The 11,923-nt window shown below is 61.6% G+C and carries 10 protein-coding genes and 1 pseudogene; 10 read left to right on the forward strand and 1 reads right to left on the reverse strand.

What is annotated here, in order from left to right; all coding sequences use genetic code 11:
• The first annotated feature begins 78 nt into the window (after positions 1 to 78).
• The 5 genes from AC07V4_RS20285 to AC07V4_RS20305 are packed head-to-tail and all read left to right on the forward strand — an operon-like array spanning position 79 to position 5,358.
• Positions 79 to 2,073 (forward strand): aminotransferase class I/II-fold pyridoxal phosphate-dependent enzyme, encoded by a 1,995-nt coding sequence (locus AC07V4_RS20285; RefSeq protein WP_492636676.1) that lies wholly within the window; start codon positions 79 to 81, stop codon positions 2,071 to 2,073.
• A 40-nt stretch (positions 2,074 to 2,113) separates the two neighbouring features.
• Complete coding sequence (locus AC07V4_RS20290; protein WP_492636726.1) at positions 2,114 to 2,953, forward strand: transporter substrate-binding domain-containing protein; 840 nt, start codon at positions 2,114 to 2,116, stop codon at positions 2,951 to 2,953.
• Positions 2,953 to 3,657 (forward strand): ABC transporter permease, encoded by a 705-nt coding sequence (locus tag AC07V4_RS20295; protein ID WP_492636677.1) that lies wholly within the window; start codon positions 2,953 to 2,955, stop codon positions 3,655 to 3,657. Before AC07V4_RS20290 ends, AC07V4_RS20295 begins: the two co-directional genes overlap by 1 nt.
• 7 nt (positions 3,658 to 3,664) lie before the next feature.
• Positions 3,665 to 4,363 carry an ABC transporter permease gene (locus tag AC07V4_RS20300; protein WP_492636678.1) on the forward strand — a complete coding sequence of 233 codons (699 nt, stop codon included), beginning with the start codon at positions 3,665 to 3,667 and terminating at the stop codon, positions 4,361 to 4,363.
• The gene (locus tag AC07V4_RS20305) at positions 4,360 to 5,358 is read left to right on the forward strand and encodes a DMT family transporter (protein ID WP_492636679.1); all 999 of its coding nucleotides are present in this window, start codon (positions 4,360 to 4,362) and stop codon (positions 5,356 to 5,358) included. Before AC07V4_RS20300 ends, AC07V4_RS20305 begins: the two co-directional genes overlap by 4 nt.
• Here AC07V4_RS20305 and AC07V4_RS20310 read toward each other — a convergent pair.
• Positions 5,314 to 5,853: pseudogene (locus AC07V4_RS20310) on the reverse strand (TetR/AcrR family transcriptional regulator); the annotation flags it as partial. The gene AC07V4_RS20305 and the pseudogene AC07V4_RS20310 sit on opposite strands and share 45 nt — an antisense overlap.
• A gap of 88 nt (positions 5,854 to 5,941) precedes the next feature.
• On the opposite strand from AC07V4_RS20310, the gene AC07V4_RS20315 reads away from it, so the two are divergent.
• The 5 genes from AC07V4_RS20315 (at position 5,942) to AC07V4_RS20335 (ending at position 11,912) form a co-directional block, all read left to right on the forward strand.
• A complete protein-coding gene (locus AC07V4_RS20315) occupies positions 5,942 to 6,934 on the forward strand; it encodes a M14 family metallopeptidase (protein ID WP_492636680.1) in 993 nt (330 codons plus the stop codon).
• 480 nt (positions 6,935 to 7,414) lie between these two features.
• On the forward strand, positions 7,415 to 8,947 hold the full coding sequence (locus tag AC07V4_RS20320) for a sugar ABC transporter ATP-binding protein (protein ID WP_492636681.1): 1,533 nt from the start codon (positions 7,415 to 7,417) through the stop codon (positions 8,945 to 8,947).
• A complete protein-coding gene (locus AC07V4_RS20325; protein ID WP_492636682.1) occupies positions 8,940 to 9,929 on the forward strand; it encodes an ABC transporter permease subunit in 990 nt (329 codons plus the stop codon). The genes AC07V4_RS20320 and AC07V4_RS20325 overlap by 8 nt, the downstream gene beginning before the upstream one ends.
• 35 nt (positions 9,930 to 9,964) lie before the next feature.
• Positions 9,965 to 10,897: an ABC transporter substrate-binding protein gene (locus tag AC07V4_RS20330; RefSeq protein ID WP_492636683.1), complete on the forward strand. Its 933-nt coding sequence runs from the start codon at positions 9,965 to 9,967 to the stop codon at positions 10,895 to 10,897.
• 22 nt (positions 10,898 to 10,919) lie between these two features.
• Entirely contained in the window at positions 10,920 to 11,912 is a 993-nt protein-coding gene (locus AC07V4_RS20335) for a LacI family DNA-binding transcriptional regulator (RefSeq protein ID WP_071483275.1), read from the forward strand.
• Positions 11,913 to 11,923: the final 11 nt, after the last annotated feature.

Below are 11,923 nucleotides of genomic sequence, written 5' to 3' on the forward strand. Positions count from 1 at the left end.
TTGAACTATGTTGACCGCATCCACCCGTTTGCACATGAACGGGTCAGCGCTTTTTCTTTTTGAACGAGAGGCTACGGCATGCGGTTTTCCCCCTTCGTTGAGCGAATTTCAGGGCAGGGCGTCGCTGCCTGGGACATCCATCACGCCGCGTTCCACGCCGCCAGCCAGGGCGAGGACATCATCATTCTTAGCGTCGGCGACCCCGATTTCGCCACGCCATCGTTCATCACCGATGCCGCCGTCGGCGCCCTGCGTGACGGTGATACGCACTACACCGAAATCCCCGGCCGCCAGCGTCTGCGCGAGGCGGTGGCGGCGCGTTACAGCAGCAGCCTGGCACGCAACCTGAGCGCCGAAAACGTCATCATCGTGCCCGGCGCGCAAAACGCCTTGTTCATCAGTTCCCTGTGCCTGCTGCAGGCTGGCGATGAAGTGCTGGTGCTCGATCCGATGTACGTCACCTACGAAGCCACGCTCAAGGCCAGCGGCGCGACCTTGGTGCGCGTGCCGTGCGCGCCGGAGTCCGGATTCCGCCTGGATGCCCAGGCACTCGCCGCCGCGATCACCCCGCGTACCCGTGCGATCTTTTTCTCCAACCCGAACAACCCCACCGGCGTGGTGCTGAACCCCCAGGAACTGCAAGCCATCGCCGACCTGGCCATCGCCCATGATTTGTGGGTGGTGGTCGATGAGGTCTATGAAAGCCTGGTGTTCGATGGCGAGTACCACAGCCTGGCCGCGCTGCCGGGCATGGCTGAGCGTTGCATCGTGATCGGTAGCCTGTCGAAATCCCACGCCATGACCGGCTGGCGCATCGGCTGGATCATCGCTGCGCCGCAGATGGTGGTCCACGCGGAAACCCTCGTGCTGAGCATGCTCTACGGTTTGCCTGGGTTTGTGATGGAGGCCGCCACGGCGGCAGTGCTGGCCCATGATGATGTGACCCAAGGCATGCGCGAGATCTATCGGCGGCGGCGGGACTTGGTGGTGGCCGGGCTGAGTGCCTGCCCGGGCATCAAGGTGCAGGCGCCACAAGCCGGCATGTTTGTGCTGGTGGATGTACGTGGCACCGGCCTCGACTCCCTGGATTTCGCCTGGCGCTTGTTTCGTGAAGCCGGCGTGTCGGTGCTTGATGCGGCGGCTTTCGGCGAACCCGCCCAAGGGTTTGTGCGCTTGTCATTCACCCTCGGCGAAGAGCGTCTGGGCGAAGCGTGTCGGCGCATCGCGGGGTTTGTCGCTCAGTTGGCCGGTGAGCCACGTGTCGTTGCGGCGGCGCCGGTCGAGGTCGCACCCGCAGCAGAAGCCCGGAAGATGATCGAAGTCATCGACCTGCATAAGCGCTTCGGCAACATCGAGGTACTCAAGGGCATTTCCCTCACCGCCCGCGAAGGTGACGTGATTTCGTTGATCGGCGCCAGCGGCTCGGGCAAAAGCACTTTGTTGCGGTGCATCAACATGCTTGAAGTGCCCGACCAGGGCAGCATTCATGTCGACGGCGAAAGCATCAAGCTGAATTACGGCATCCCCGGCGCACCGTTGGTGGCCGATGCCAAACAGCTGGTGCGTATTCGTTCGACCCTGGGCATGGTGTTCCAGAACTTCAACCTGTGGCCCCATCGCACCGTCCTGGAAAACCTTATCGAAGCGCCCACCCAGGTGCTGGGCGAAAGCCGCGCCGAGGCCACCGAGCGGGCCGAAGCCTTGCTTGACCGTGTGGGGCTCGCCGCCAAGCGCAATGAGTACCCGGCGTTTCTATCCGGTGGCCAACAGCAACGGGTGGCGATTGCCCGCGCGCTGGCCATGCGGCCCAAAGTCATGCTGTTCGACGAGCCTACCTCAGCCCTTGATCCGGAACTGGTGGGCGAGGTCTTGCGCGTCATCCGCTCGTTGGCCGAAGAAGGCCGCACCATGATCCTGGTCACCCATGAAATGGCCTTCGCCCGGGATGTGTCCTCCAAAGTGGCTTTTCTGCACCAAGGCATGATCGAGGAGGCCGGCTCGCCGGACTCGGTGTTTATCAACCCACGCAGTGAGCGTTGCCGGCAGTTCGTCAACGCGCATCAAACTCGCTAACTCCAATAAAAAGACGGGGCAAATCATGACATTCAAATCCATGGCAAGCTGGTTGGGCAGTGCAGTGTTGGTGGTGGCCGCAGGTTTCACTCAGGCAGCGGAAAAGCCCATTGTGTTCGCCGTGGCGGCCGAACCGTACCCGCCGTTCACCCTGAAAGGCGGCAACGGCCAGTGGTCGGGCTTTGAGGTGGACCTGATCCACAAGCTGTGTGAAGGCATGAAGGCCGAGTGTCAGATCAAGGAAGTGGCGTGGGACGGCATCATCCCCTCGTTGCTGGCGAAGAAAATCGACGTGATTTTTTCCTCGATGTCGGTCACCGATGAGCGCGAAAAACAGATCGCTTTCAGCCGTGCCTATTACGACTCGCTGATCGGCGTGGCAGGGCCGAAGGGCAGTGAAATCGAAGTGTCGCCAGCGGGCTTCAAGGGCAAGCTGATTGGTGTGCAGATCTCCACCGTCAGTGCCAATTACTTGAAAAAGTATTACGAGAACATCGCTGATCTTAAGTACTACGACACCCAGGAATCGGCCAACGCCGACTTGATCGCAGGGCGTATCGACTACATGGTCGCTGACGACACCGCCATCGCCATGATGATCAAAACCCCGGAAGCCCAAGGCCTGGCCCATATCGCCAGCGTGCCCTACGACCCGATCATCGGCCGTGGTGTCGGCGCCGGGTTACGCAAGGAAGACACTGCGCTCAAGGCCCGCCTCGATAAAGCCATCGGCGAACTGCTGGTCAGCAAGGACTATGACGACCTGTCCCAGCATTACTTCGGCCTGTCGGTGAGCCCGTGCAAACGCACTGACACGCCAGCGTTTGTCAGCAAGACCTGTGACAGTCCTTACCAGCAACTCGCCCAGAAGACCGAATAATGCTGGATCTCCTCAGCTTGGGTGAACAAGGATGGGGCAACGCGCTGCTTAAAGGGTTATGGATGACCCTGCAAATTTCCGCCGGCTCATTCGCCGTAGGCTTGTTGATCGGCCTGGTGGTGGCCTGCGCCAAACTCAGTGCGCCGCGCCCGATTGCATTGCTGATGCGCGGCTACACCACGGTGTTTCGCGCGGTGCCGGAGCTGCTGCTGATCCTGCTGCTGTATTACGCGGGTTCCATGGGGCTGAACGCGTTGATGCTGGGGTTGGGTTTCCAGCAAGTGAATATCAGCGGGCCGCTGGTGGCGATTCTGGTGCTGGGCCTGGTACAGGGCGCTTATGCGTCGGAGATCTTCCGCGCCGCCATCCTGGCGATCCCTCATGGGCAGATCGAAGCGGCGCGGGCGTTCGGCTTGAGCGGCTTTGGCCTGTTTCGCCGGGTGACCTTGCCGATCATGGCACCCTACGCCTTGGCCGGCATGTCCAACCTGTGGATCAACCTGATCAAGGACAGCGCCTTGATCAGCGTGGTCGGCACCAATGAGTTGCTGTACACCGCCAAGCAGGCGGCGGGTTCCACGCGCCAATACCTGTTGTTCTACCTCACCGCCGCCGCCTTGTATTACCTGGTGACGCTGGCTTCCAACCACCTGTCCGGACGCCTGGAGCGACGTATTCGTCGCTGGATGCCGGTTGTCGAGTGAGGGGCGTATGCCTGAGTGGATAAGCTATTACGCGGGGCTGATCGCCAAGGGTTTGCAAACCACCTTGTCGCTGCTGGTGGTCTCGGCGCTACTGGGGTTTGCCCTGGCGGTGCTGGTGGCCTTGGCGCGGTTGTCACGGCGCAAATGGCTGGCGCGCTGCGCGTCGGCCTACACCAGCATGTTGCGCGGTACGCCGCTGTTGATCCAGATCTACATCTTCTATTACGGCCTGGGCAGTCTGTTCGCCCAGTTCCCCATGGTGCGCGGCAGTTTCCTCTGGCCATTCCTGCGTGACGGCTATTGGTACATTGTGTTCGCCCTGGTGCTGTCAGTGGGCGCTTACGTGGGGGAGGTGATTCGCGGCGGCTTGCTGGCGGTGCCCAAGGGCGAGATGGAGGCGGCGTCGGCCTTTGGCATGACCCCACGCCAGGCGCTGCTGCGCGTGCGTCTGCCTCGGGCGATGCGCCTGTTGCTACCGACCTTGGCGGGGGAGACGGTGATGTTGCTCAAGTCCACGGCATTGGCGTCGACGATTGCCGTGGTCGACCTGTTGGGCGCCGCCAACGTGGTGCGCGCGCAGACGTTGCAGATCTACCAACCGCTGCTGCTGGTGGCCGGTGTCTACCTGTGCCTGACGTTCCTCATCGAAGGCGTCTACGCCATCGCCGAACGACGCGGTACGTCGCTGCGCAGGTCGGCTGGATGAAACAGGACCGCGCGTTGCAAGGGATTGCCCTGTGCTCACTGGCCTACGCGTTCCTGGCGTTGCAGGACGCGGTGATCAAATGGCTGGTGGCCGATTATTCGGTGTTTACCATTCTGTTCTGGCGCAGCCTGGTGGTGGTCGGCGCCTGTGTGATCGCCGGACGCATGGGCTTGTTGCACCGCGCGTGGGCCTCCGCCAGCCGCAAACTGTTGATCATTCGCGGGTTGCTGTCGTTGCTGGCGTGGCTGCTGTACTACACCGCGGCCAAGGACCTGACCCTGGCGGAAATGACCACGCTGTATTTTTCCGCGCCGATCATGGTCACGTTGCTCGCGGCCTTGATCCTCAAGGAGCGCGCCAACCGGGGCCAGTGGGTCGCCTTGATCATTGGGTTTGTCGGTGTGGTGATTGCCTGTCGCCCCAGCCATCTGCAAGACCCGGTGCCCATCGCCCTGACCCTGGCCGCCGCGCTGTGTTGGGCGTTCACCTATATCCAACTGCGCCAGGTTGATCCGGCCACTTCGGTGTTGGAGCAGATGCTGATCACCAATGGGGTGTTCGTGATCTGCATGGCCCTGACCTTGCCCTGGACTCACACGCCAGCGCCGACACCCGCGTGGCTGGGCATGCTGGCCGCAGGGCTGGTGGGCGGTATCGGGCAGTTCCTGTTGTTCGCCAGTTTTCGCCGCGCCACCGCAACCTTGCTCGCACCGTTCGAATACACCGGCTTGATCTGGGCCTTTCTCTTATCCAGCCTGATCTGGGGCGTCTCGATGGACACCTCGCTGATCATCGGGGCCGTGCTGATCGCCGTCAGCGGCACCTTGGCCATGCTCAGTGCACGGCATCCCGAATCACAAGATGTGGTCGGCGCTGAATGCTCCGTGACGCAACCCCTGTACCCAGCAGCGACAGATGTGCAGGCCGTTGGCGGGGCTGAAAGTGCCGGGGTTGAGGCAGCCCTCAAGCCAGAGCCCGTCGAGCATCGCCGATAGACCGATGGCGGCCAGGTGGCTGTCGTGGATCACGAGGTTTTCACTGCGGGCCAGGTCGTCCAGCAGTTGCTGGATCAAGGCCAGATAGGCGCGGTAGCTGTTTTCGTGGGATTGGTTCACATGGGGTGAATGGCGGATCAGGCTCCAGAACACCACCCACACGCCCAGCAGGTCGGGGTCCATGACCCGTGGCGAAAACGATGCGCTGAGAAACGCATCCAGGCGTGCGGCGGCACCGTCGGCCTGCTCGACCTGTGCCCACAAGGCGCTGGTCAGTTCGTTGGCCAGCTTGTGATACGTCTCGGCGATCAGCGCATCAATGGTGCCGAAATGATGATTGAGCAAGCCCACCGACACACCGGCTTCGGTCGCGATCCGCCGCACGGAAATCCCGGCGTGGCCGTCGCGGGCAAGGCAGGTGAGGGTGGCGGCGACCAACAAGTCCCGGCGTTCATCGGGGTCGGCGCGGCGCAGTTTGGGAGGGTCGACGGTCATGTCAGGGCCTTTGATCAAACACCAGTGTCCAGATTAGTTGAACAGCTGTTCAATCACTAGCGAATAAATGATCAGGGGAGGGCAGGGCATGGCAAGAGACCTTTCGTGGCAGGTATCCGGCGATGCGGGCAACCCGTTGCACGTCGGTGCCTGGCGTTTTGAGGGCGATGGCAGCGGGCCGAAGGTGCACCTGCAGGCGGGCGTGCACGCTGACGAAATCGCCGGAATGCTGGTGTTGCATCAACTGCTGCCGCGTTTGCAGGCCTGCCAGGATCAAGGCCGCCTCAAAGGGCGCGTGACCGTGGTGCCCCAGGCCAATCCTTTCGGCATCGGCCAATTTCGCCAGGGACGGCTACTGGGGCGATTCCACGAGGCCACCGGGCAGAACTTCAATCGCGCTTTCGACCTGACCATGGAGCGGCCGGCGACCAACCTGGCGCATTGGCAAAAAAGCCTGGTGCAACTGGCGGCGGACGCGGACTTGGTGCTGGACCTGCACACCGACGACGACGCGCTGCCTTACCTCTACATCCACCGCCGTTTCTGGCCGGACCAAGGGCTGGCATTGGCGGCGGCATTGCAAGCGGAGGTAGTGATCGTCTGGGATGAGGGCGGCGACGGCTCCTTTGAAGAGACCATCATCAACCACGGCGCACCGCGGCTGGCGGCGACCATTGAATTGCGTGGCCAGGCGGACGTCAGCGATGCCCTGGCCCAGCAAGACGTCGATGGGCTGTGGGCGTGGCTGTGCGTCAATGGTGTGATCGACGAGGTGGCGGCTATCGGTGAATGGCAAGGCGAGGTGGTGGACATGGGCTGCATGGAAACCATCCTTGCCCCGCGTGCTGGTGTGCTGGTGTTTGAACGAGGCCTGGGTGATTACGTCGAGGAAGGCCAGCGCTTTGCACGGATCATCGCGCGCCCAGGCGACCCCGACTCCGAGGTAGTTTTGCACGCCGCACAAACCGGGCGCATGGTCACCCGCCACCGCGAACGACTGGTGGCCCAGGGCGCGGTGGTGGCCAAGTTCACCGGTAGTCGTTTATCCGACAGCTACAGCGGTGGGGTGCTGGACCCGTAGCGCGTCTGGTGCCGAGGGGCATGGCTGACGCGGTAAAATGTGGGAGCTGGCTTGCCTGCGAAAGTGGCGGTATGGCCGATGAATAGGTTGCCTGTACCACCGCCTTCGCAGCCTCGCTGAAGCTCGACAGCTCCCACAGGTGATTGGCGGTGTTACTGCCGTGTTCACCAACGACATAGATCAAATGTGGGAGCGGGCTTGCCCGCGATATCGGTGTACCAGTGGATGCATGTATTGGCTGAGCGACCGCCATCGCGGGCAAGCCCGCTCCCACATGGTTTACCTGCCCAGGGACTTGAACAGCCTGGCAAAAGCCTCCAAACGATCCTCATCCGTAACGCACGAGTTTCGTACTTTAGTGCTAGATGAAACGATTCATCAAGCGATAAACGGCTTACGCAAGCGCTTGCGTAAGGAAATGTATCTGGCATAGAGTCGGCAGCACTCGACTACAAAAATAATAATGCCAGGAGCTCATCCATGAGCCTTGAACCCTTGCTTGAGATGCAGGGCATCAGCAAAACCTTCAACGGTTTGCGGGTGCTCAAGAATGTCGGCCTGAAGGTCTATTCCGGTGAAATCCATGCCTTGATGGGTGAGAACGGCGCCGGTAAATCGACCCTGATAAAAATCCTCTCCGGCGCTTACCAGGCCGATCCCGGCGGCGAAATCTGCATCGACGGCCAGTCCGTCGCGACCTTTGACCCCGCCACTGCCAAAACCCTCGGAATCGCCGTGATCTATCAGGAACTGAGCCTGTGCCCGAACCTGAGCGTGGCCGAAAATATCTACCTGGGCCGTGAACTGCGCCGTGGCTGGACCATTGACCGCAAGGGCATGGAGGCCGGGTGTGTGGAGGTGCTGCAACGCCTGGGTGCCGATTTCAAACCGGCGACACGGGTCAGCAGCCTGTCGATTGCCGAGCGCCAGTTGGTAGAAATCGCCCGCGCCCTGCATGCCCACGCCAGGATTCTGGTGATGGACGAACCGACCACGCCATTGTCGTCCCGCGAGACCGACCGCCTGTTTGCGCTGATCAAACAACTGCGCAGCCAGGGTCTGGCGATTATCTATATCAGCCACCGCATGGCCGAGATCTATGAGTTGTCGGACCGGGTTTCGGTGTTGCGCGACGGCCAATACATCGGCGAACTGAGCCGCGATGCGCTGTCGGCCGAAGTGCTGGTGAAAATGATGGTGGGGCGCGACCTGTCCGGTTTCTACAAGAAGGAGCACGCTGCGTATAACCCCGGCAATGTGGTGATGCGCGTGCGCGACATGGCCGATGGCAAGCGCGTACGTAACTGCAGCTTCGACGTGCATGCCGGTGAAGTACTGGGCATTGCCGGGCTGGTCGGGGCAGGGCGCACCGAGCTTGCGCGGTTGATCTTCGCCGCCGACCCGCGCACCTCTGGCACCCTCGAAGTGGTCGGCAAGACGGTGACTCAACTGCGCACCCCGGCAGACGCGATTCGCGCCGGCGTGGTGTACCTCACCGAGGACCGCAAGGCCCAGGGCCTGTTCCTGGACATGAGCGTGGCTGACAACATCAACGTTTGCGCCTGTGTCCCGGATGCGCATGCCGGTGGCGTGCTGGATCGGGGGCACGCCGCGCAACGTTCGAATGATGCGATCAAGTCGCTGTCGATTCGCGTGGCGTCGGGCAAGGTCAACGTCGGCGCATTATCCGGCGGCAATCAGCAAAAGGTCCTGCTGGCACGGCTGCTAGAGGTCAAACCGCATGTGCTGATCCTTGACGAGCCTACGCGTGGTGTCGACATCGGCTCCAAATCCGAGATCTACCGCATCATCAATCAACTGGCACTGGCCGGGGTTGGCATCGTGGTGATCTCCAGTGAGCTGCCGGAAATCATCGGCACTTGCGACCGCGTGTTGATCATGCGCGAAGGCCAGCTGGTGGCCGAAGTCGGCGGGGCTTCCGGCCACGTTATTTCCCAGGAACGCATTATTGACCTCGCCACCGGTGGCGATCAGGTGGCTGCCAATGGTTGATTCAAACAACACGCTGACAATTCCAGTGACGGGTAAAGCTGAGCGCGTTCGAGAGCTGATGCGCACGGTCGGCATGCTGCCGGTGCTGGTGTTGCTGCTAGTGGGCTTTGCCCTCGCCAGTGAAAACTTCCTCACGGTGCAGAACCTGTCAATCATCACCCAACAGGCCTCGGTCAATGTGGTACTGGCGGCGGGCATGACTTTTGTGATCCTCACGGCCGGTATCGACCTGTCCGTCGGCGCGATTCTCGCGGCGTCCGCCGTGGTGGCGTTGCAGGCGTCGATGTCGCCGCAGTTCGGCATGTTCGGGATTGCCGCCGGGGTTGGCTTCGGCTTGTTGCTGGGCCTGGTCAACGGTGGGTTGATCGCATTCATGCGCCTGCCGCCGTTTATTGTCACCCTCGGTGCGCTGACCGCCATGCGTGGCCTGGCGCGTTTGCTGGCCGATGACAAGACGGTGTTCAACCCTGATTTACCGTTTGCGTTTATCGGCAATGACTCGATTCTCGGCGTGCCCTGGCTGGTGGTCATCTCGGTGGCGGTGGTGGGGCTGTCGTGGTTCATCCTGCGCCGCACCGTGATGGGCGTGCAGATTTATTCGGTGGGTGGCAACCCGGAAGCTGCACGGCTGTCGGGGATCAAGGTGTGGAAGGTGTTGCTGTTCGTCTACGCCATGTCCGGTGCGCTGGCCGGGCTGGGCGCGGTAATGAGCGCCTCGCGCCTGTTCGCCGCCAATGGCCTGCAACTCGGGCAATCCTACGAGCTGGATGCGATTGCTGCGGTCATCCTCGGCGGCACCAGTTTTACCGGCGGCGTCGGCACCATCGGCGGCACGCTGATCGGCGCGCTGATTATCGCGGTACTCACCAACGGCCTGGTGCTGCTGGGGGTGTCGGATATCTGGCAGTACATCATCAAGGGCATCGTGATCATTGGCGCGGTGGCACTGGATCGCTATCGCCAGTCCGGTGCACGGACCTGATTTCACTTAAAACAACAATCACAAGAGAGACCCGCATGAACTTAAAACGCATCTTTCCCGTCATTGCCTTGGCTGCCCTGATGTCCCATGTCGTGGAGGCCCGTGAACTCAAAGCCCTCGGTATCAGCATGGGCTCGCTCGGCAACCCGTATTTCGTCACCCTGGCCGACGGTGCCACGGCACGGGCCAAGGAGCTGAACCCCAACGTCAAGGTCACTTCGGTGTCGGCTGACTATGACCTGAGCAAGCAGTTTTCGCAGATCGATAATTTCATCTCGTCCAAGGTCGACCTGATCCTGATCAACGCCGTCGACCCATCGGCCATGGCTTCAGCCATCAAGAAGGCCCGTGACGCCGGCATTGTCGTGGTCGCGGTCGATGTGGACGCCAAGGGCGTGAACGCCACGGTGCAAACCGACAATGTCGAAGCCGGCAAGCTGGCCTGCCAATTCCTGGTGGACAAGCTCTCGGGCAAAGGCAACGTGATCATCCAGAACGGCCCGCAAGTGACCGCCGTGACCGACCGCGTCAAAGGCTGCAAAGCCGCATTGGCCGGTGCGCCGGCTATCAAGGTGCTCTCCGTTGACCAGGACGGCAAAGGCTCGCGCGAAGGTGGCCTGAACGTAATGCAGGGCTACCTCACGCGCTTCCCGAAAATCGACGGCCTGTTCGCGATCAATGACCCACAAGCTATCGGCAGCGACCTGGCGGCCAAACAGCTTAAACGCAGTGGCATCATCATCACGTCGGTGGACGGTGCGCCGGATATCGAGAACGCGCTGAAGACGGATACCCAGATTCAGGCCTCCGCCAGCCAAGACCCCTGGGCCATGGCCCAAACCGCAGTAAATGTCGGTCATGACATTCTCAATGACAAGGCACCCGCCGAAGCGGTTACCCTGCTCACGCCAAAACTGATCACCCGCGACAACGTCAGTACGTACAGCGGCTGGTCGAGTAAACATTGATTCAGTGAGAGGGAACAGCGTCGTGGTCACTATGGATGACGTGGCAAGCAGGGCGGGAGTATCGACGTCGACCGTCTCACACGTGTTGAACGGCACCCGCAAAGTCAGCCCGGCCACGGTGTTGGCCGTGCAGCAAGCGATCCAGCAGTTGGGCTATGTGCCCAACACCCTGGCGCGTTCGTTGGCGCGGTCAAGCACCAGCACGATTGGTGTGGCGATCTCCTCGCTGTCCAACCACTACTTCAGCGAAACGGTGCACGCGATTGAAACCGAGTGTGCCAAGCACGGCTTCATGATGCTGTTTGTCGACACTCACGACGATCCGGAGCAAGAGCTGAGGGTGATCACGGCATTGCATCACCGGCGCGTCGACGGGATTTTGCTAGCCCCGTCACCCGGCTCGGTCGCTCGTGAGTATTTGCAGGCCAACGAGATTCCGGCGGTGCTGGTGGACCGCATGATGGACGGGCCCTTTGATCAGGTCGGGGTGGAGAATACCCAGTCCACCCAGGCCCTGGTCACTCACCTGATTGAACACGGGCACCGGCGTATCGGCTTTATCGCCGGGCGCGAGGGGCTTGGCACCACCGATGAGCGTGTTGCCGGTTATCGCGCGGCCTTGCAGGCGGCGGGGCTGGCGTTTGATCCGCAGCTGCTAGTCAACGGCGGTTCCAACAGCGCGCCGGCACGTGCGGCCACCGTGCAGTTACTGGCGTTGGCAGCGCCGCCGACGGCGATCATGGCCGCCAACAACTTGATGACCCTGGGCGCGATGCACGCATTACGTGACGCGCAGCTTGAAGTGCCGGGGCAGATGGCCCTGGTGGGGTTTGATGATTTTGACTGGGCGGATTTTTTCGTACCGCGCCTGACCCTGATCGCGCAGCCGGTCAAGGAATTGGGGGCACTTGCCGTCAATCTTTTGCTGCAACGCATGGCGACGCCTGCCGCGCCTATCCAGCGCGTGCATCTGGCGCCGACCCTGCAATACCGCAATTCATGTGGCTGTATTTGATTGGAATGATC

It is taken from the genome of Pseudomonas sp. GW821-FHT03A09, from assembly GCF_059421065.1.